At 66.3% G+C, this 21,332-nt stretch carries 16 protein-coding genes and 1 pseudogene; 5 read left to right on the top strand and 12 right to left on the bottom strand.

Annotated elements, in window-relative coordinates; genetic code table 11:
- Positions 1 to 35 precede the first annotated feature (35 nt).
- From PV764_RS19020 to PV764_RS19010, 3 genes are all read right to left on the bottom strand, one after another.
- Positions 36 to 1,478, bottom strand: a complete 1,443-nt coding sequence (locus PV764_RS19020; protein WP_421117293.1) for a hypothetical protein — start codon at positions 1,476 to 1,478, stop codon at positions 36 to 38.
- Positions 1,479 to 1,632: 154 nt separating this feature from the next.
- Entirely contained in the window at positions 1,633 to 3,600 is a 1,968-nt protein-coding gene (locus PV764_RS19015) for an alpha/beta hydrolase family protein (RefSeq protein ID WP_421117292.1), read from the bottom strand.
- A 148-nt stretch (positions 3,601 to 3,748) separates the two neighbouring features.
- Positions 3,749 to 4,384 (bottom strand): LysE/ArgO family amino acid transporter, encoded by a 636-nt coding sequence (locus tag PV764_RS19010; protein ID WP_019184554.1) that lies wholly within the window; start codon positions 4,382 to 4,384, stop codon positions 3,749 to 3,751.
- Positions 4,385 to 4,518: 134 nt separating this feature from the next.
- Here PV764_RS19010 and PV764_RS19005 point away from each other — a divergent pair, with 134 nt between their 5' ends.
- From PV764_RS19005 to PV764_RS18990, 4 genes are all read left to right on the top strand, one after another.
- Positions 4,519 to 5,424, top strand: coding sequence for a LysR family transcriptional regulator ArgP (locus tag PV764_RS19005; RefSeq protein ID WP_046272993.1), 906 nt, complete (start codon positions 4,519 to 4,521; stop codon positions 5,422 to 5,424).
- 117 nt (positions 5,425 to 5,541) lie between these two features.
- Positions 5,542 to 6,126 (top strand): hypothetical protein, encoded by a 585-nt coding sequence (locus PV764_RS19000; protein ID WP_421117291.1) that lies wholly within the window; start codon positions 5,542 to 5,544, stop codon positions 6,124 to 6,126.
- 152 nt (positions 6,127 to 6,278) lie between these two features.
- Positions 6,279 to 7,970 (top strand): malate dehydrogenase (quinone), encoded by a 1,692-nt coding sequence (gene mqo / locus PV764_RS18995; protein WP_399621249.1) that lies wholly within the window; start codon positions 6,279 to 6,281, stop codon positions 7,968 to 7,970.
- Positions 7,971 to 8,301: 331 nt separating this feature from the next.
- A complete protein-coding gene (locus PV764_RS18990; RefSeq protein WP_421117290.1) occupies positions 8,302 to 10,500 on the top strand; it encodes a TonB-dependent siderophore receptor in 2,199 nt (732 codons plus the stop codon).
- 188 nt (positions 10,501 to 10,688) lie between these two features.
- Here PV764_RS18990 and PV764_RS18985 read toward each other — a convergent pair whose 3' ends face one another.
- From PV764_RS18985 to PV764_RS18950, 8 genes and pseudogenes are all read right to left on the bottom strand, one after another.
- Positions 10,689 to 11,915 carry an MFS transporter gene (locus PV764_RS18985; RefSeq protein ID WP_421117403.1) on the bottom strand — a complete coding sequence of 409 codons (1,227 nt, stop codon included), beginning with the start codon at positions 11,913 to 11,915 and terminating at the stop codon, positions 10,689 to 10,691.
- 215 nt (positions 11,916 to 12,130) lie between these two features.
- The gene (locus tag PV764_RS18980) at positions 12,131 to 12,808 is read right to left on the bottom strand and encodes a class I SAM-dependent methyltransferase (protein ID WP_019186205.1); all 678 of its coding nucleotides are present in this window, start codon (positions 12,806 to 12,808) and stop codon (positions 12,131 to 12,133) included.
- 244 nt (positions 12,809 to 13,052) lie between these two features.
- Positions 13,053 to 13,778, bottom strand: a pseudogene (locus PV764_RS18975) (DNA-formamidopyrimidine glycosylase family protein); the annotation flags it as partial.
- Positions 13,771 to 14,526 carry a DUF72 domain-containing protein gene (locus PV764_RS18970; protein ID WP_421117289.1) on the bottom strand — a complete coding sequence of 252 codons (756 nt, stop codon included), beginning with the start codon at positions 14,524 to 14,526 and terminating at the stop codon, positions 13,771 to 13,773. The gene PV764_RS18970 and the pseudogene PV764_RS18975, both read right to left, overlap by 8 nt.
- 3 nt (positions 14,527 to 14,529) lie before the next feature.
- Positions 14,530 to 14,964 (bottom strand): pyridoxamine 5'-phosphate oxidase family protein, encoded by a 435-nt coding sequence (locus PV764_RS18965; protein WP_019186208.1) that lies wholly within the window; start codon positions 14,962 to 14,964, stop codon positions 14,530 to 14,532.
- A gap of 83 nt (positions 14,965 to 15,047) precedes the next feature.
- The gene (locus PV764_RS18960; RefSeq protein ID WP_421117287.1) at positions 15,048 to 15,881 is read right to left on the bottom strand and encodes an alpha/beta hydrolase; all 834 of its coding nucleotides are present in this window, start codon (positions 15,879 to 15,881) and stop codon (positions 15,048 to 15,050) included.
- 17 nt (positions 15,882 to 15,898) lie between these two features.
- Entirely contained in the window at positions 15,899 to 17,023 is a 1,125-nt protein-coding gene (locus PV764_RS18955; RefSeq protein ID WP_421117285.1) for a metallophosphoesterase, read from the bottom strand.
- Positions 17,024 to 17,111: 88 nt separating this feature from the next.
- On the bottom strand, positions 17,112 to 17,573 hold the full coding sequence (locus tag PV764_RS18950; RefSeq protein ID WP_421117283.1) for a DUF1801 domain-containing protein: 462 nt from the start codon (positions 17,571 to 17,573) through the stop codon (positions 17,112 to 17,114).
- Positions 17,574 to 17,789: 216 nt separating this feature from the next.
- Here PV764_RS18950 and PV764_RS18945 point away from each other — a divergent pair, with 216 nt between their 5' ends.
- Positions 17,790 to 19,835, top strand: coding sequence for a TonB-dependent receptor (locus PV764_RS18945; RefSeq protein ID WP_421117282.1), 2,046 nt, complete (start codon positions 17,790 to 17,792; stop codon positions 19,833 to 19,835).
- Between the two features lie 13 nt (positions 19,836 to 19,848).
- Here the strand turns inward: PV764_RS18945 and PV764_RS18940 are convergent, their stop codons facing one another.
- Complete coding sequence (locus PV764_RS18940) at positions 19,849 to 20,874, bottom strand: AI-2E family transporter (RefSeq protein ID WP_070473469.1); 1,026 nt, start codon at positions 20,872 to 20,874, stop codon at positions 19,849 to 19,851.
- Positions 20,875 to 21,332: the final 458 nt, after the last annotated feature.

Below are 21,332 nucleotides of genomic sequence, written 5' to 3'. Positions count from 1 at the left end.
AAACCCCGGGCAATCAGCGTCCCGCCAGTGTCACGTCATTCCACCTGTCTGGCCGCGCGCAGTTCCTGCAGGAAGCGGCGCACAAGCACGCGTCCAGACTCGTCCAGATTGCGCCCGTCAAGATGCTCGAAACGCATATCCGGATGGAGCGCATCTGCGCTCAGGGCCAGGCCGCCGAGTTCTTTCACCAACGGTGCGGGCAGGATGCCCTCCAGCAGCAGCTTGGGCACAGCACCTGACTCGGCGTGCCATGCGTCGCCATTCGGTCCGGACACCTGCTGAAAATCCACTGCGGTTGCGGCCGCATGTGCAGGTGACGTGGCGATCGTTTCAGTCGCGCGCTGAAGGAACTGGCGATAGCGTGCCGCCAAGGCGGTCGCATCACGATCATGGGCGTCCAGAGGCGCAAGCGTCCACTCCAGCGCGGGCAACGTACATTCCAAGGCTGCCTGCGCCAGGCGAACGGTGCGTGCTTCATACCTGTCCTCCCCCTGCTGCACCTCCTGCACCCGGCATTCCGCCGTCGCTGCGCGGCGGACAGCTGCGCGCGCGAACCCGGTGACGTCCTCGCGCACGGCATCCCACAACACTTCCGGAAAGCGCAGCAGGAGGTGCGCGGCGATCGCATCCTGCAGGTCCGCCGACACTTCCCCCGCAACCTGCATGCGCTGCATCAGTTCCTGCACCGCCATGTGCACCGATTCAGCCTGCGACACCGGCGCCGGCATCCACACAGTGGGCGGCACCTTTGTTTCCGCCAGCAGTTGTTCGCTCACAATGGCACCGCTGCTCGTCCAGTTACGGCCGTGTGCATCGCTGGACAAATGGAGGCTGCCGTTCATCGACCGGGGCCGGGCCTCGTCGCGGCGCTCGCCGGCCAACATCGACTGCTCCAGTGCATCTACCGACGGTGCGGCCTGTCCCTGCACGACAGCCGTCATCAGCTGTGTCAGCGCACGGCTTTTGTGCATATGTGGTGCGATGCAAACGTACTGGACGCGATAGCCCACCCTATCGGTGGGTGCGGCGGCGGGAGGTGCGCCATCAACCGGCTCGCGCCGGACGTCCTGTGCCAGGCAACGAGCGCCGTCGCCGGCAAATCCCCATGCTTGCGATGCCGCCAGTAGACGACCTGCCCCTGTGCCCTCAAGCCGGTTGCCGTACGCCACTGCGACAACATTTTCGGTCACCAGCTTGCCCATTGTCAGCAACTGGACGGTGTCATGAAGTACCGCGGTGTCGGGCTCGCTCAATGGCGCCGTAGGCTCTCCTCCCCGCATCAATTTGTGCAACCGGATCGACCACTCGTCCACCTCGCCGCTGAGCGCTGCGATCTTGAGCGCCTGCTCCACCGTCAATTGCAGACCGTCATCGATGTCTGCCGCACGGGAGGGACTGGAGAACAGCACAAGCAGCAAAGGCGCTGAAAGGCACGGGAAAGACCGCAGGCGGGACGGCGAGGAGAGGTTGCGCCACATGCTGGAGAACACCGAAGGGGAGAGCTCGCCAGCATCCCCCGGGGTCGCGCCGGAAACCATGCAACAACTTGCATTCTGTCGCGCCCAGCAATCCCCTCACAAACAACGACGGCACCTCACGGTGCCGTCGTTGTTCTTCCGCCGAATGAAGCGATCAAGGCTGCGCGGACGCCGAGGCCGTCTCTCCGCCCAAGCTGTTGGAGAGGAACGCCAGCAGCTTGGTGTAGTACTCGCGACGGTGCGGATCGGTGTAGAAACCGTGGCCTTCGGTCGGGTAGTACAACGCCTCCACGGGCACGCCGGCCTTTCTCAGCGCCGCTTCCATCCGCCTGGTGTGCTGGATCGGGGCGCGCTCGTCTTCGCCACCGGCGGCAAGGAACACCGGCACCGTGATGCGGTCGGCCAGGTTCACCGGCGATACCGCCGCCAACTGGGCGCGCTCGCCGATCCATTCCTTGAGGTAGGTCTCGCCCGAGCCGCGGCGCTGGATATCGCCACTGGTGAACATGATCGGCAGGTCGTAGACACCTACATACCCGGCGGCGCACCGGTACAGCCCTGGCTCCTTCGCCGCCCCCATCATCGCCGCATAACCGCCATAGCTGGCGCCATAGATGCAGATCCGCGAGGCGTCGGCAATGCCCTCCCGGATCGCCCAGCGGGTTGCATCGGTCAGATCGTCCTGCATGGTGCCGCCCCACTGGCGGGCACCCGCGGACCGATGGGCGCGCCCGTAGTTGCCCGAGCCGCGGAAGTTGACCTGCAGGACAGCGTACCCGGCATCGGCAAGCATCTGGCTTTCCGCGTCGTACCCGCCGGTATCGAACGGACCGTAAGGCCCGCCATGCGGTATCACCACCATCGGAAGCGACTTGGCAGCGGCCTTGGCGGGCACGGTCAGGTAGCCGTGCAGCGGCAGCCCGTCACGTGCCTTCAGGGCCACCGGGCGTACCTCTGCGGTGGCGGCCGGGTCGATCCAGTTGCTGCGGCTGATGACGTGGTCCGCTTTCTTGGCCACGTTGTCGAAGATGTAGAAATCGCCCGGGTTGCGCCCGGACCACGCCTCCACCATCAGCTGCCGGCCGTCGCGGGTACTGGACGTGACGAAGACCGCATCGCCCCCGAACGCCGCTTCCAGGCTGCGATACAACCGCGCATCGGGGCCCTGTTCGTCGAAGAAGCGGGTGCGTGGCGTGTCACCCAGGTAGAGCGCGCCCACCGGGATCGAGGTGCCGGGCCGGTAGATGTATTTGTGCACGTCCACCACGGGATCGCGCAGCACGAGCCTGCGCTCTTCGGTCACCGGATCCCAGGACACGATGGCGTCGGGGCCCTGCGGCATCTCGGTGTTGAAATACGCAAGCCGACCGTCTTCGGAGAAGCCGATCGCCGTTTCGATCCGCCCGTTCAAGGCTTCATCGTTGACGAGCTTCCAGGTCGTGCCCGATCCTTCGCGGTAGTACAGCTTGTTGACGTTGTCGGTTCCCGCACCATGGGCGAAACGCACCTGGCCCTGGTTGTCGGTGACGAAATCGGCGCGGCGTACGGGCGAGCGCGCCACGGTCTGGCGACGGCCGGTGGTGACATCCATCCGGTCGGCACGGGTGAACGGGTCATCGTTGAATGGCCAGATCGTGACCAGCACGTTGCGCTCGTCCGCGGGCAGATCATCGGCGAGGAACGCGGCCACGGCCTCCACTTTTTTCTGCTGGATGCGGGTACCCGGGCCGTTGTCCTGCGCGCGGTAGCCGACCAGCAACTCGCCGCGCCCGCCGTTGGCGTTCATGGCATACAGCTCGCCGGTCATGCGCGGCTGGTCCAGCGAACCCTGCTTCTCGGCCAGGCCGATCAGCACACGTTCTGCGCTGACCCAGTCGAAATGATTGGCGTGATTGTTCCTGGGCGGCACGAACGAGCCCACCACCTCGCCCCCGTTCCTGCGCAGAATCGCCAGGGCGGTGCGATCTTCCATCGGCACGGTGGCCGCGTAATAGTCGCCGTTCGGCGAAATCTTGATATCGGTGAAGGCATCCCGGCGCAGGTAGCGCTCCAGATCCACCGCGCCGGCCTGGCCCGTAATGGCCAGCAATACCAGCAATCCCAACCTTTGTACGTGCTTCATCCTTTCCCCCTGCTGCATCGGACCTCATGTCCGGGATCGCGATTCTAGGCGGAAGATCGAGCTGCCAACCAGAGGGATGTTCCTGCTGATGCAAAAAAAATGGCACCGCGAACGGTGCCATTTCCAGGACCTGCATCGAGGAGAGAGTTCAATGCATGCCGCGGAACGCGAGGCTGAGCGCCAGGATCGACAGAATCACCGCGATGGTGCCGTCGAGGATGCGCCAGGTCTTGGGCTTGGTGAACAGTGGCGCCAGCAGGCGTGCCCCCAGGCCCTGGGCGGTCAGCCACAGGCAGCTGGCGGTGAACACGCCGGCGGCGAAGGCCATGCGCGCATTGCCGAAGTTTTCGGCGATACCGCCGATCACCATCATGTCCAGCCAGAAATGCGGATTGATCAGCGAGAAACCGACCGCCGAGATCAGCACCGCGCGGCGCGAGGTGCTGTCGCCCTCGTCCACGTGCATGCCGCCACCGCCGGCCAGCGCGCGCCGCGCCGACTGCCAGGCGTACCAGGCCAGGAAGGCGACGCCGCCCCACAGCACCACGGTGGTGAGCCACGGCAGCGCCTGGGTCAGCGTGCGCAGGCCGGCCACGCTGGCGAAGATGAAGATGCCATCGATGGCGGCACACGTCGCCACCACCGGAATGATGTGCTTGCGCAGGATGCCCTGGCGCAGGATGAACGCGCTCTGCGCGCCGACCACCGCAAACAGGCCGATGCCGGTTGCGGCACCACTGAGCCACGCGCTCAGCCCGGCGCCGCCGGAAATGATCGAAAACATGGGATACCACCTGTGTCGTGCTGGGGGGCGGTGCCTCGCCAAGGCGTACAGCACCGGATGGCGCATATTGTCGCGCCGCAACATGAAAAAGTAGAGCTAAACTTACTTAACCATCTTTAGCGGAACTTAAGATCATGCGCATCGACCATGCCCAGCTCCGCGCCCTGGCGGCGGTGATCCGGGAAGGCAGCTTCGAACGGGCCGCGCAGTCGCTCAATGTCACCGCCTCGGCCGTCTCCCAGCGGGTCAAGGCGCTGGAGGACCGGGTCGGCCGCCTGCTGGTCAAACGTTCTTCCCCAGCGGTCGCCACCACCGAGGGCCAGGTGCTGGTGCAGCTGGCCGAACAGACCGCCCTGCTCGAGCACGATGCGCTGCACCGCATGGGCATCGCCGATGAGGACCTGCCGCACGCCAGCATCCCCGTGGCGGTGAACCATGACAGCCTGGAGACCTGGTTCCCCGAAGCCGCCCTGCAGTTCGCGCGGCAGACCGGCACCACCCTGGACCTGCGCTCGGAAGACCAGGACCACACCGTGGCCCTGCTGCGCCAGGGGGCCGTGCTGGGCGCGGTGACCACCCTGGACGAGCCGGTGCAGGGCTGCCAGATCCACGCGCTGGGCAGCATCCGCTACGCCGCCACCTGCACCCCGGCCTTCCATGAGCAGTACTTCGCCAAGGGGGTCAATGCACAGTCGCTGGCCCAGGCGCCGGTGTTGGTGTTCAACCGCAAGGACGACATGCAGGCCCGCTTCGCCCGGCGCCTGGCGGGCAACGACCTGCCGCTGACCGCACCGACCTGGTGGATTCCCTCCACCCGCGCGTTCGTGCAGGCGAACCTGGGCGGGCTGGGCTGGACCATGAACCCGCTGCCGCTGGTCAAACGCCACCTGGATGCCGGGCGCCTGGTGCACATGAAGCAGCGCGCGTGGGAAGACGTGCCGCTGTACTGGCAGCACTGGAAAGGCGATGTGCAGACCATGGCGCTGCTGACCCGGGCAGTGCTGGCGGCCTCGGCGACGCTGGTGCGCAAGAAGCGATAACCCCGACCGGTAGAGGCGACCGCTGGTCGGCTGTCGTGCCGGGGCCGCACGCCGCCCTACACGACCCGATGACCCGCCCCGATGCAGCATCGGCGCATCCCAGCCGCGGGCACGTCGATGGACACCGATCCGGTCTACCTGCACATCCGCGTGGTGCTCAGCATCATCCTCGGCCTGAGCATCACCACCCTGCTGCGCGGGCTGGCGGGCATCATCGAGCACCCCAAACGACGCGGCTGCTCGCTGATCCACCTGTGCTGGGTGGTCTGGGCGCTGATTTCGGTGGTGACCTTCTGGTGGTGGGAGTTCCGGCTGGGCGAGGTCCGGCAGTGGACCTTCGAGCTGTATCTGTTCGTGATCGCCTACTGCGCGTCGTGGTACCTGCTCTGCGTGCTGCTGTTTCCCGACGACGTGCGCGAGTTCGGCAGCTATGAGAACTACCTGCTGCAGCGCCGCGGCGGCTTCTTCGGGATGTTGGCGCTGGTCACGCTGTTGGATCTGGTGGATACCGCCATCAAGGGCCACAGCCGCTGGCAGATGCTGGGGGACGCTTACTGGGTGCATACCGTGGTGATGCTGGGGATCGCCGGGCTGGGCTTCGCCCTGCGCCAGCGGCGTGCGCATCTGTTATTGGCTCTGATAGCACTGGCCTATCAAGCCAGCTATTTCCTCCTGGAGTACTTCACTCTCGCCAGCGACTGAGCCGGTCCGGCACAGCCACCGGATGCTGCGTTGCACCAAATCCGTACCGGAACGGGCTAAAATTGCGATCAAGGTACCGCTGTGACGCCCGTCTTCACGGGCGTTCCCGGCAGCGGCGGCATCCTTCCCATGTCTCCCTACCTGAGATCCCCATGAAAAAACTAGCGAAGGTCGTCCTCGGCCTGCTCGTGCTGTTGCTGTTGGCAGCGGCCCTGTTCCTGTACTGGCCGCTGCATCAGCGCTCGGTCCCGGCCGCCGGCAACGACAAGCCGGTCGACGTCGTCCTGATCGGCGGCGGCATCATGAGCATCACGCTCGCCACGTTCCTGCAGGAGCTGCAACCGGACTGGAACATCCAGGTCTATGAGCGCCTGGACGGGGTTGCCCTGGAAAGTTCGGACGGTTGGAACAACGCCGGCACCGGCCACTCCGCGTTCGCCGAACTGAACTACACCCCGGAACTGCCCGACGGCAGCATCGAGACCAAGCGCGCGGTCGGCATCGCCGAGCAGTTCGAGATCTCACGCCAGTTCTGGTCCCACCAGGTGCGCGAAGGGCGCCTGAGCCAGCCCAGCGATTTCATCAACCCGACCCCGCACATGAGCTTCGTCTGGGGCGATGAGAACATCGCCTACCTGCACAAGCGCCAGCAGGCACTGGTCAAGAACCCGCTGTTCTACGGCATGCAGTATTCCGAGGACGCCGCGCAGATCAAGCAGTGGGCCCCGCTGCTGATGGAAGGCCGCGACCCGAAGCAGAAGGTCGCCGCGACCTGGATGCCGCTGGGTACCGACGTCAACTTCGGCGTGATCACCCGTCAGCTGACCGCTGGCCTGCAGCGCAGCCCGAACTTCAGCCTGCACCTCAACCATGAAGTGCGTGCCCTGCGCCAGAACGACGACAAGAGCTGGAACGTGACCGTCAAGGACCTGAAGTCCGACAACGAGTCCACCGTCAAGTCGCGCTTCGTGTTCATCGGTGCCGGTGGCGCCGCGCTCAAGCTGCTGCAGCTGTCGGGCATCCCGGAATCGAAGAACTACGCCGGCTTCCCGGTCGGTGGCCAGTTCCTGGCCTTCCAGTCGCCGCAGGTGGCCGGCCGCCATTCGGTCAAGGCCTACGGCATGGCCGAAACCGGCTCGCCGCCGATGTCGGTCCCGCATCTGGACGCACGCAAGCTGGATGGCAAGCCGGTCGTGCTGTTCGGGCCGTTCGCGCTGTACAGCACCAAGTTCCTCAAGCACGGCTCGTGGTTCGACCTGTATTCCTCGGTGAACCACAACAACGTGGCCGGGATGATGGGCGTGGGCCTGGAGAACCTGGACCTGGTGAAGTACCTGATGGGTCAGGCACGCCTGAACGATGACGACCGCCAGGCCGAGCTGGTCAAGTACTACCCCAACGCCAAGCGCGAGGACTGGACGCTGGTCACCGCCGGCCAGCGCGTGCAGATCATCAAGAAGGACCCGGAAAAGGGCTCGATCCTGCAGTTCGGCACCGAGATCGTGACCGACCAGGACCACACCCTGGCCGCCCTGCTCGGCGCTTCGCCGGGTGCATCGACGTCGCCGCCGATCATGCTGGACCTGCTCAAGAAGGCCTTCCCCGAGCAGATGGCCGCCGGCTGGGAAGCGCGCCTGAAGGAGATCGTGCCCTCGTATGGGCGCAAGCTCAACGACAGCCCGGCGTTGACCAACGAGATCCGCCGCCTGACCAGCGATACGCTGAAGCTGCCGTACCTGGACGTGCCGGGCGAGACCAGCCCGGCCGTGATGCTGACCCCGCCGCCGGCCACCCAGCCGGCCGAGGCCAAGCGCAACGCCAACGAAGAACTGCAGGCGCTGTAAGCCTGCCGCGGCGGGCCTGCGGGCCTGGCCACGGTTTTCCCTCCGGCCACCCTTGCGGTGGCCGGTTGCGTTTCAGGTCCGGTGACGTTGCGGCCCGGACGTTTACGCGGACGCGCCCGATTGTTCAAGAATTGTAAAGCGACTGAGAACGATTTACATTTGCGCATCGCAGGGTTGTCGCTACGGGTACTGGACGGTCTCAACGGACTGCCGTCTCCCCGCAGCTGCCCGGCAACCTGCTTTCCCAGGATGGACCTACCGTGCCTGGCGCCTGCGCGCCGGCGTTGCCTGCCTGTTGCCTTTCTTCCCTACTTCCCGTCCAGAGACCCCCATGTCGCTCCGCGCCCACCCGTTCCGCTCCCGCCGTGCCCCGCTGGCCCTGGCCCTGCTTTCCGCCCTTTCGCTGACCGCCCCGCAGGCCTTCGCCGATGCGCTGGCAGATACCAGCAGCACTGCCGATGCGAAGACCCTGGACAAGGTCAGCGTGGTCGGTGCGCGCGCGATGCCATCCAGCACCACCCGCCTGCCGATCAGCCTGCAGGAAACCCCGCAGTCGGCGACCTCGATCGGGCTCCAGCGCCTGCAGGACGAATCGCTGTTCAGCATCAACGACGTCATGCGCAACGTCACCGGCGTAAGCGTCTCCTTCTACGACACCCAGCGTCCGCTCTATTACGCCCGCGGCTTTCCCATCACTGATTTCCAGGTCGATGGCATCCCCACCTACAGCGGTTCGACCAACCAGGAGTACGACACCGCCTTCTACGATCGCGTCGAAGTGATCCGCGGTGCCAACGGCCTGCTGAGCGGCGCCGGCGTGCCATCGGCGACGGTCAACCTGCTGCGCAAGCGCCCGGGCAAGGAATTCGATGCCTCCTTCGCAGTGAGCGCCGGCAGCTGGGACTACCAGCGCATGGAGGCCGACGTGACCGCGCCGCTGACCGCCGATGGCCGCTTCCGCAGCCGAGTGGTCGCCGCCTACACCGACCGCGATCTGTATTACGATCGCTACCACGAGAACAAGATGGCCGGCATGGCCGTGCTGGAAGGTGACCTGACCGACAGCACCACCGTGACCGTGGGCTACCAGACCCAGGACAACAACCCGGTCGGCTCGACCTGGGGCACCGTGCCGTTCTTCAACAGCCAGGGCGACTTCGCGCACCTGCCGCGCTCGACCAACGTCGCCCCGAAGTGGAGCTACTGGCAGCGCGAGACGAGCACGGCGTTCGCCAACCTGGAGCAGCGTTTCGGCGAGAACTGGCTGCTGAAGATCAACACCGCCTACACCCGGGGCAACGTGCAGAACGTGCGCGTCTACGGCAGCGGCTACCCCGATCCGGCCACCGGCGCGGGCATCTTCCTGCGCACTGCCGCCGGTGATTCGGAAGACACCCGGCGCAACGTCGATGCCTACCTGAGCGGCACGTTCTCGCTGTTCGGCCGCGAACACGACCTGACCGTGGGCGGCCAGTGGGCGGACCTGGAAGGCACCACCAACACCATCGCCCTGCGCTACCCGACCGACTGGGCGCGGTGCGGCACCGAGCGCTGCTACTACATCCCGGACATCCGCACCTGGGATGGCGACATCTCCGAAGTGACCTATTCGCGTACCGGTGCACGCCGGGTCGCCAAGACCACGCAGAGCGGTTTCTACGTGGCCACCCGCCTGCGCCTGGCCGACCCGCTGGCACTGATCGCCGGCGCGCGGCTGAGCCGCTGGGAGACGCTGACCCGCGCCTACGGCACGACCGGGGCCTACACCGGCACCAGCGGCGCCTACAAGGTGACGGACGAAGTCACGCCCTATGTGGGCCTGGTCTACGACATCACCCCGCAGGTCGCGGCGTATGCCAGCTACACCGAGATCTTCAATCCGCAGAACTTCAAGGACCGCAACGAAAACCTGCTGGCGCCGGTGGAGGGCTCGAACCTGGAAGCGGGCATCAAGTCGCAGTGGTTCGACGGTCGCCTGACCGCCAATGCGGCTGTGTTCGAGGCCAAGCAGGACAACTACGCGGTGCTGGACACGAGCGTGCCGGAGCGCTCGCTCAGCGATGGCAGCTCGGCCTACATCGGCATCAACGGGACCAAGGCACGCGGCTGGGAACTGGACGTCAACGGCGAAATCCTGCCGGGCTGGACGGTCAATGCCGGCTTCACCCACGTCAAGGTGACCCGTGCCGCCACTGATCTGCTGTACGCCAACCCGGCCGAGGACCTGCTGCAGCTCAACACCCAGGTGCGGCTGCGCGGCGCGCTCGAACGCCTGAGCGTGGGTGCGGGCGTGCAGTGGCAGAGCAAGGTGCAGGGCTACAACGTTCCTTATCCGCTCGGCGGCACGGTGACGGTGAACCAGCCGGCGTACGCGCTGGTGCAGTTCAACGCCAACTACCGCCTCAGCGACAGCTGGACCGCGACCCTGAGCGTGCGCAACGCGCTGGACAAGACCTACTGGGCCAACCTGGATTACAACAACTACGGCGAGCCGCGTTTCGTCGCGTTGAGCCTGCGCTGGAAATACTGAGGCTTGACGACATCGCTGTGTTGAACGAACGGGTCGCCTTCCGGCGGCCCGTTTTTTTGTGGCGACGCACCGTATCCAGGTAGTGCCGGCCGCTGGCCGGCTCCTCGAAGACCCGACATTGCGTGGAGCCGGCCAGCGGCCGGCACTACCTTCTCGGCACATTGCGTGGAGCCGGCCAGCGGCCGGCGCTACCGGGGCCGCGTCTCGCGCAGCGTCCACATCACCGGCAGCACCAGCACGGCGACCCCGGCGATCATCGCGCCCGGGGCCGATGACCAGCCGGTGTGGCGCACCAGGACTTCGGCCAGCAACGGCGTGGCGCCACCAAAGAAGGCCGTCGCCATGGTGACGCCCAATGCCAGCCCGCTGAGCCGCCCCTCGCCGGGAAACTGCTCGGCCGTCGCCGGTGCCGCCACCGCACTCACGCCACCGGCCAGGCACGCCAACACCACCGCGGCCAGCCCGATCGCCAGCGGGCTGCCACCGGCCATCACCGAGAACATCGTCAACGGCAGCAACGCCGACAGGGCGGCCAACGCGATCAACATCGGCCGGCGACCGACCCGGTCCGACAACGCGCCGGCCAGCGGCGTCACCACGATCACCGCCACCGCCGCGATCGTGGAGAGCCACAGCGCTTCGGATTCACTCACCTGCCCCACCGAACCGAGGAATGCGGGCACATAGGTAATGCCGACGTAATAGGTGATCGAACCCAGTGCGGAGATCGCGAAGGTGCGGGCGATCGCGGCCTTGTGGTGCCGCCAGGTGTCGCGGATCGGCGACTCCGGCACGGTGCCTTCGGCCTGCTGCCGCTCGAACTCGGGCGACTCATGCATGGTCGAGCGCGCCAGCAGGATCGCGCCGGCCAGCGCCGCGCCGACAAAGAACGGAATGCGCCAGCCCCAGCCATCCAGCTGGGCCGTGCTCAGCAGCGCCACCGTCAGCGCCGACAGCGCCACTGCCAACAGGGCCCCCACTTCGCTCGCGGCCGACGCCAGCGAGGTGACCAGGCCGCGCCGCCGCACGGGCGCGGTTTCCAGCAGGTACGCCACCACGCCGGTGTATTCGCCGCCGACCGAAAAAGCCATCAGGCAGCGCAACAGCAACAACAGCACACCGGCGGTGGCGCCGATGCTCTCGAAGGTGGGCAGCAGCGCGGTAGCAAGCATGGCCAGCGTCATCAGCAGCATCGAGGCCAGCAGCATGTAGCGCCGGCCGAAGCGATCGCCGAGATGGCCGAACACCAGCGCGCCCAGGGGGCGCATCAGATACGACACCGCGAACCCGGCCAGCGTGGCCAGCAGCGCGTTCTCGCCGCCGCCGAAGAACACCCGCGACAACACCGTGGCCAGATACAGATAGAGCGTGAAGTCGTACCACTCCACCACGGTGGACAGCCCAGCGATGATCATCGAGCGGGTCTGTGGTCGCGCATCCGGCGCGGCGCTGGCCGTAATCAAGCGTGCGTCCTGCTGACAGGCAGGCCATCGCGGCTGGACAGGGGACGACATCGCATCGGGGCTCTCCCGGCCGCCTGGGCCGCATCTGGACGGCGACAGCCTACGCCAGCGGATCTGCACGCCGTGTCACGGAGGAACGCCGTCGTCGCAACGCGCCCGGCCCGCGCTCAGGCGAGGGCCGCCGGGCGGACGGCGCCGCGCCGATAACTCAGCAGCCGCCCGTGACCTGGCGCATCGCCCTCATCCTCGAACAGGCCCAGTTCCTCGCTCACATCGAAGCCCTGCAGGGCCATGCCGCGCGAAAACGCGCCGACGTTGCCACGCCCGGGATCGGTGATCAGCAGTTCGGCATCGGGCTTGGCATGCCGCAGCATCATCGCGGCGATCTGGTGGGCGTGGCCGCGTTCGTAAAGGATGTCGCTGCCGATGATCAGGTCGAAGCGGCCCAGCGAGCCATCCGGAACTTCCCAGGGCAGGTCGCGGTAGGTCACCGCCGGCAGGTTGTTGAGCCCTGCGTTGTAGGCCAGGAAGGATTCGGCCAACGGATGGTGATCCGTCGCGACGACATCCGCGCCCCGATGTGCCAGCACCAGGCTGGACAGGCCCAGCCCGCAGCCCAGTTCCAGGATGCGCTTACCGGCCACGTCGAAGTGGCTCATGGTATCGGCCAGCGCGCGCCCGGCCGGCCATATCTGGCCGAACAGGCTCCACAGCGAGGAGTGGATGCCGGCACGCGCGGCGCGGCCGGTAGGATCGGAGAACTGCTGCAGATCGCTGAGCGCACGGATACGGAAGTCGTGACCGCCGACCGGAATGGTGAGGATGCGGGTGGTATAGCCCGGCATGAGCGCTCCGTGGGACACGGGAGTCTTCATCCCGGGGCGGCATGAAGGACTCGGAGGAAGGAGCGAGGGCGATCGGACGTCGATCGCGCAGGACGCGCGTACGTGCGTGTGACAACCCATCCTACGCCATGCGCGTGGCCCTGGCTGAACGCCTTGGGGCCTTCCCGGGCGTGCCCTTTGCGACCTTGCGGACAGCCTTGCCTGCGGCCTTGCGGACGGCCTTGCGTACGACCGGCGCCGTACCGTAGCGCAGCTGGCAGACCGGGCAGAAGAACGTCCGCCGCCGGGTCGTCCCCGGGTAGGTCTTGCTGAGTGGGCCACCGCAGTGGGGGCAGGTGCGCTTGGTATGCACCAACCAGTGCTGGCGCAGGACGAACTGCCGCTTCCAGTCCAGGAAATCGAAGCTGTACTGGCGCGCCTGTTTGATGACCTCGCCCAGCTTGCGCGATGGCAGCGCGCCGACCGTGGATTCAGGATGCACGCGCGTGCGGAACAGCACCTCGTTCTTGATGATGTTGCCCACGCCGGCAAAGATGTCCTGGTCCAGCAGCGCGTCGCAGATCAAGCTGTCCGGGTGTTCCTTCAGCTTCCTGCGCGCCAGCCTGGGATCCCACGAGGGATCCATCACGTCGCCGCGCCAGTCGTAGGTGTCCTCCAGCGCGCCTTCGATGTACTTCACCGACGAGGCATAGATGTTGAGCTCGCCGTTGTCGAACTGCAGCGATACCCGCGGCGGGGAAGGCTTGCGCTCATCGATGCGGTAGCTGCCGAACATCAGCATGTGCACGCGCAGGCTGAAGCCTCGGAACTCGATCAGGAAATGCTTGCCCCAGCTGCGCAGGGCGACCACGCGACGGCCTTCCATGCGGGTCAGGTCGAGTGAGCTGTTGCCGGTCGCCAGGCGCACGGTCTTGCCACGGAACTTCGCCGCCGCCTCGCGCAGGATGACGATGGAAGGACCTTCAGGCATCGGCGGCCCCCGGGTGGGATGCGCCGCCAAGGATGTCCTGCAGCCGTGCTGCGTTGGCGATGGCGAACCCATGGGCGGTATTGTCGAAGATTACCCAGCGCGTGCTGCCGGCGTGCGCCGCGACATCACGCGCCAGGGATTGGAGCGCCGCCTCGTCGTACTCGCTGTAATACATCCGCGGTGCGCCATGCCAGCGCCAGTAGCGCCACGCGGCGTCCCCCCCGGGGCGGGCCGCCCCGGCAACCCGCGCGGGATCGGCCGCGACGCGCGCTATCGAGTGCCGCCCCAGCAACGCCTCGGCCTGTGGCGTGAACCAGCTGGCATGCCGCGGTTCGCAGACCACCGGCGTATCCGTGCGACGGCGCAGCAGGCCGAAGAAACCCGCCGCCACCCGTGCATCGAATGCATGGCTGGGCGGCAGCTGCAGCAGCAATCCGCCCAGCCTGCGGCCCAGGCCCGCGGTCTCTTCGAGGAACCGATCCAGCGCCGGGCCGCAACCGCGCAGCGCGGCGTCATGCGACACCGCCTTGGGCAGCTTCACCGAAAAGCGAAAGCCAGCCGGCACGCTCGCGGCCCAGCGTTCATAGGTACGCTGCTGGTGTGGCCGGTAGAACGAGGAGTTGATCTCCACCGCCGAAAAACGTGTCGCATAGCGCGCCAGCATGCTCTCGCCCTCGCCGGTCAACGCCGCGTACCTGCCGGGAATGGACCAGCCTGCGCATCCGATCCTGACGGGGGCGGCCGGCATCGCTTACAGCCGGATCTCACCGTCGTCTTCGCCGGACCAGTAGTGGATACGGGTCGCCTTGACCTGGATCAGCACGATGCCCGGGGTATCCACGCCCTGTTCGAACCAGCGTTCCAGGTCCGGAACCCAATGTGCCTGCAGGGTCGCGCGGTCGCGGCTCAGGGTGGCATGGCCTTCCACGGCCACGAACAGCGGGGGCTTGCCCAGCAGTGACTTGCTGCCGGTGAAGGACAGCGCGACCTTCGGGTCGCGTTCGATCTCGCCCACCATGTCGGCACTGTCGAAGGCGAAAAAATAACTGTCGCCGTCGTAGTCCACGTCACCGTTGTTGCTCATCGGCCGGCCGGCGATCTCGCCGCTGGCGGTGTGGGTCTGCAGCATGGCGAAATCGATGCCGGCCATCTTCTTGGCCAGTTCGGGCAGGGTCAGCGTGGTCATGGGGTCTCCGGGTGGGCGTGGCGTGTGCGTCCAGCCTCCGCGCTGCGCGGTGACCGAGGCGTGCACGCCCACTGGCGAAAATTTCACAAGGCCAGGGCGGTGCTCCGGCTGGGGAACAGGGCCAGCAGCGCGCGGGTGAGCATCGCCGGGTAGACCGTCAGGTGATCCTCATCGGCAACCACGCGTGTCTCGAGCCAGAGGCCTGGATAACCGCGCCCGCGCAGACACTCGGCAAACGCTCGCGTATGCGCGACCATGTCGTTGCGCGCAGCAAACGGTGCGTCGGACGCCGGGGTTTCGTGTGCGCCGATCGACAGCAGCACGCGCGCGTTCAGATCGGCATGGGCATCGGCGTACTCCGCCTCGATCCGGTTGATCACGTGCTGGTCGAACCAGAGCGATGGGCTGGAAAGGATGTAGCGCTGGAACATCGCCGGGCGGGTCAGCAGCACGTATGCACCGAACAGCCCACCGTAGGAATGGCCGGCAAACGCACGCTGCGCCGGGTCGGTGCGGTAGCGCGCCTCGACCTGTGGCAGCACATGGTCGGCCAGGAAATCGCGGTAGTGCGCAGCGCCGCCGTAGGTGATGCCATCGGTGTAATCGTCGCCCGGGCTGCGGCTGGGTTGGGTCGGGGTGTAGTCACGCGAGCGGCTCTGCTGCGAGCTCAGCCCCTGCTGCGGCGGCAGCCCGACCAGGATGAAGGGCGCCAGGTGCGCACCGCCCTGCCCGACCATGTTGCGCACGCTGCGCGCGAGCGGGAAGCTGTACAGCGCGTCGGTGACATACAGCACCGGGTAGCGCAGGTGCGTGTCCCGCGCATACCCGGCCGGCAGGGACACCCAGATCGGGTAGTCCCGGCCCACCGGGTCGCAGACGGTCCAGGTTTCGGTGTCCGGCAGCACCACCCCGGGCATGGCACATCCGGACGCCATCAGCGCGCCCGCAGCGTGATCAGGGTGATCTCCGAGGGCACGCCGATCCGCGCGGCGAAGCCCGGCCAAAGCCCGGCACCGTTGCTGACGTACAGCGTCATCGCGTCCACCTGGTAGCGCCCGGAGACATAGCCACCGTTGGCACGCTTGACCAGCTGGTCCATACCCAGAATATGCCCGCCATGCGTGTGGCCGGACAGCTGCAGGGCCACGCCGTGCGCGGCGTTGGCGCGGGCTTCGACCGGGCGGTGGTCAAGCAGGATCACCGGTGCCTGCGGGTCCGCCCCGGCCAGGGCAGCGCCGAGGTCCGGCATGGGCAGGCCATAGCGTGCCGCCACTGGATCGGTCACGCCGGCGATGGTCAACGTCGCCCCGTCGCGCTGCACCCGGGTATGGGTGTTCTCCAGCACCTGCATGCCCTGCCCGCGGAAGGCCTGCATCCACTCGGCGTACTGCGCGTAATACTCGTGGTTGCCGGTGATCGCGATAACGCCATCCGGCGCGTGCAGCCTGGCCAGGGGCGCGAAGTCGTTGGCACGGGCGCTGACGCTGCCGTCGATCAGATCGCCGGTGATCACCACCAGATCCGGATGGAGCGCATTGCTTTCGGCGACCACCTTCTCCACCCAGGCACCCGTGAGCAGGCGGCTGGCGTGGATATCGGTGAGCTGCAGCACGCGATAACCGTCGAACGCGGCCGGCAGGCCATCGATGGCGACCTCGATCTGACGCGGCTTGGGCACGGCCATGCCCTGCCAGATGCCGTAGGCAGACAGCAGCAGCGCCAATGCGCCGGCCGTCGGACGCAGCCATGTCGCACGCAGCGTCGGCAGCACGCGCCGCGCACGCACCAGCCACGCGATCAGCAGCAGCGCGTCCAGCAGCAGCACGAATACCGCGCTCAGCAGCAGCGTGGTGAAGCCGGTGGCGAGCACGGCGATCATCGCCTTGGGAATTTCCGGCGACGCCATGGTCCCGGCAAACTGCGCCACGATCCGGTGGTGCAGCGCCAGGGCCACCACCAACAGGCCCAGCGCGATCCGGACCGGGCGCGACAGCCGCAACGGCCAGATCAGGCGCCACACCAGATACAACGCAAGCAAACAGCCGATCACACTCAGCACAGGCACATCCTGGAATATCGATGGGGGAGTCAGCCCCCCATCGTTCCCGATTCGGCCCGCCGGTTCCAGTGCAGGACGTCGTGACGATTCAGGCTGAGCGCCGGGGGGCCTTCCGGCGTGGCGCCGGGGCAGCGGTTCTGGCCGCCCGGTTCAGCGCCATCGCCGCGCGGATCAACGCCTTGAACGCGGTGGCGTTGATCGTATCGCCTTCGTGCAGATCGATGGCGCGGCGGGTGTTGCCTTCCAGACTCGCATTGAACAGCCCGTTGGGATCGGGAAGCGACGCGCCCTTGGCGAAGGTCAACTTCACGGCCGCCTTGTAGGTCTCCCCGGTGCACAGGATGCCGTGGTGCTCCCACACTGGTACACCCCGCCACTTCCATGTCTCCACCACGTCCGGATCGACCTGGTGGATCAAGGCGCGGATCCGGGACAGCGCCTCGCCGCGCCAATCCTCCAGCGACTGGATGCGGGCATCGATCTGTTGCGACGCGGACGGCTCGCTGGCCATTGCGGCGCGCGGCGTTGAACGGGCATTGGGCTGGATCATGGGGACACCGATCACCATGGGCGGCCCGGCCGGCGCCCTTCGTGCGCGTTATAGACCCGATCGGAAGGGGCTTCAAGCCACAGGCGCGCGAGCGGCCTACGGGATGGAACGACGCTTGATTGCAATGTTATATTATTTCTTTAGCAGGTCAGAGCAGCAGACGTCCGGTGTCTGCTGGTCCACGCCCTGTCCTACCTGCTCCTGAGGCACGAACAGATGAGAACCAAGGCAATGGTGTCCGCCGTACTGGCGGCCCTGTGCGCCGGCGAAGCGCGCGCCCAATCCGCCGATGCTGCGATCACCCTCGGCAGCGTGCACGTGCGGGAAGGCGCGAACCGTCCCCTGGCCGCCCACCGGGTGCTGACCTCGGTGGATGTGATGGGCGGCGACCAGGTCCATGAGAAGAACGTGTCCAACAGCTGGGAACTGCTCGGCCAGATGCCGGGCATGCAGCTGACCGAAACCCGCCAGGGCGCAGAGTCCGGCAAGGCGACCTTCCGTGCATTCAATGGCGAGGGCTACCTCAACGGGATCAAGATCCTGATCGATGGCATTCCCAGCAACGTCAACAGTGGCAACCAGCGCTTCATCGACATGGTGTTCCCGCTGGACATCGACTACATCGAAGTCGTGCGGGGTACCAACGACCCGCGCTATGGCCTGCACAACATCGGGGGCAACATCAACCTCGGCACCCGCCAGGGCGGCACGTATACCGATGCGCGGCTCACCTATGGCAGCTACAACACCCGCGAAGCGCAGGTGGCGATCGGTCGCGACGCCAACGGTGTCGCGCAGAACTATTTTCTGGCGTCGCAGGCGTCCGACGGCTACCGCGATCATGACCGATCGAAGAAATACTCGCTGGGCGGCAAGTGGTTCTACAGCGGCGACGATGACCTGTTCAATCTCGGTCTGATCGCGCGCGTGTACCACCACGAAGCCGACGAGCCCGGCTTCATGACCGCCGGAGAGTTGGCAGCCGATCGTCGCGGATCCGCGCTCAAGAATGCCAACGACTTCGACGACCGCGACATGCGCCATCTCAGCACCCATCTGGATCTGCAGCTCAGCGATGTCGTGCATGTCAGCAACAAGCTGTACTACAACCGTTACGAGGACGACCGGCAGGTGACCTTCACCGCGTACGTGCCCGGCAACGCGCCGCGCCAGCGTCGTCAGTGGGATGAGAAACAGACCGGCCTGCTCAGCACGATGACCTGGGCCGCCACGCCTGCGCTGACGGTCGAGGGCGGATTCAACGCCGAGCATCAGGACAATACGTACCGCCGGCTGCGCTACAGCCACGCCATCCCGACCGACTTCTCGACCCCGGCGCGGATCCAGAACGATGACCGTTACACCTTGGACAACCTCGGTGCTTACGTGCAGGCCGTGTATCAGCCCACCTCCGCGTTGAAGATCGTGCCGGCCTACCGCGTCGATCGCTTCTCCGGCAGCACCCGCCTGCCCGGTGGCGTCACCGCTCCGCTGCAGCACTACGGCACCATCGGCCAGCCCAAGCTGAGCGTGGTCTACGCGATCACTCCGGTCCTCAACATCTATGCCAACTGGGGCAGGACCTTCCAGGTGCTGACCGGTTCCACCGCACCGGCTTACCTCACCGCCGGCCAGAAGACCTTCCGGCCCTCGATCAACACCGGCAAGGAACTGGGCATCAAGTTCACCCCGGCCGTCGGCACCGACGCGCGCATCGCGGTGTGGCGCCAGGACGCGACGGACGAAGTAGCGAACATGCCGGCCACCGGCACCTCGGTCGGCCTGGGCCAGACCCGTCGCGAAGGGGTCGACCTGCAGTTCACCTCGCGCCTGGGCGACCACTGGACGCTGTGGGGCTCGCATGCAATCCAGCAGGCCAAGGTGGTGCGCGCGTTCACCACCGATGGCACCGCCCTGGCCGGCAACGAGGTGATCGCCACGCCGCGCTACATCAGCAACATCGGCGTGGACTACCGCGGCAACGAGCGCTGGACCTTCGGCCTGCAGGGCCGGATGCAGGGCGACTGTTACATTGAAGAGCGCAACACGCAGGGCAAGTTCGGCGCCTTCGCGGTGCTCGATGCCAGTGCGTCGTATCGGCTTTCCGAGCGGGTCAGCGTGGACGTGCAGGTGAAGAACCTGACCGGCCGCGACTACGCGTATGCGTGGTATGACAACTTCTTCTGGGGCGGCGACGACCAGCCGATGTTCTCACCGGCCCCCGGGCGCTCGGCGTATGTCTCTTTGAACCTGAAGCTCTAGCGCGGCCCGGCCCTCAGATCCAGCGCTGGTCCAGCAGTTCGCGCTTGATGTAGGCATAGAACACCGGCGCGGCGACCAGCCCTGGCAGACCGAACGCCGCTTCCATCACCAGCATCGCCAGCAGCAGTTCCCAGGCGCGTGCCTGGATCTCGCCACCGACGATGCGTGCGTTGAGGAAGTACTCCAGCTTGTGGATGACCACCAGGTACAGCAGCGCGACCACGGCCACGTAGAACGAGACCGACAGCGCGACGATGGTGATGACCGTGTTGGAGATGATGTTGCCCACCACCGGCAGCAGGCCGGCCAGGAAGGTGATCAGCACCAGTGTCTTGGACAGCGGCACATGCACCCCGAACAGCGGCAGCACCCCGAGCAGGAAGATGGCGGTGAACAGCGTGTTGAGCAGGGAGATCTTCACCTGCGCGAACACCACCTGCCGGAAGGCCGTGGCCATGCGGCTGGTGCGGCCGATCAGCTCGCGCGCCAGCGGCCCCAGCTTCGGCAGCGGCAGCTCGTCGTACAGCGCGATCATCGCACCCAGCACCATGCCGATCAGGATCCGCACGCTGATCTGCACAGCCGAGGTGCCGGCGATGCCGAGCTGCTGGCGGTGGGTGGCGGCCCAGTCGTTCATGGCCGTGCGCAAGGCCTGCAGATCTTCCGGGATGTACGGCTGCAACAGGTCCGGCACCTGGTGGCGGGAGGTGTTGAGGATGTCCATCAGGCGCATCAGCAGCGCATCGGGGCCACCGGTTTCATTGCGGAAGAACGAGGCGATGCCGATCGCGGCCAGGGTCAGCGCGCCGATGATCAGCGCCGACAGCACGATCACCGAATAGGCGCGCGCACGTCCGGGCGGCAGCCTGCCCTCGACGGTGGAAGCCAGCAGGTGGGTCAGGTGGAACACCAGCAGGCCCGACAGCAGGGTCACCACCAGGCCCAGCTTCAAGGTCAGCCACATGCCCAGCAGCATCAGCAGCCAGGCCGCGATGCGGGCGGTGGGTGGCTTGGGCAGCGTGGGAATCACAATGGACATGCGGGGGCATCCAGACGGGTGGCCCATGGTAGTGGATGTGGTGTGGGCGGAGCCCGTGGCCTTGGGGGAAACGTTCAAAATACAGCCAGCCGCGCCTTGCCAACCGGGTAACGGATGCATGCCATGCCCAACAAAAAAGCCCTCGCTGTGCGAGGGCTTTTTGATCACATCCGCTTAGAACGGTAGTGCCTACTTAAAGACCGTTGATAAAGGCGAAAACCACTGAAATAACGAGACAACGCCTGAGCGCACGCAGATACGAATGTTGTTAGCTGCCCCTATTTCTACCAAATGACCTACCAAGGGTCAAATCGACCGAAAAGTGTTGATAGAAGGGCGTGCTGCACCGCCAAGACCGAAAGCCGATAGATGTCTCCAATCGGCCTTGGATTCAACCGGTCGACGCAACACACTGAAGACTGCTTACCGGCAGCAGGAGTGTTGCAGATGGAGCGCAG

This window comes from Stenotrophomonas sp. AS1, assembly GCF_048957655.1.
GTDB classification, from domain to species: Bacteria; Pseudomonadota; Gammaproteobacteria; order Xanthomonadales; family Xanthomonadaceae; genus Stenotrophomonas; species Stenotrophomonas bentonitica_A.
This window is presented reverse-complemented; position numbering and strand designations above follow the sequence as displayed.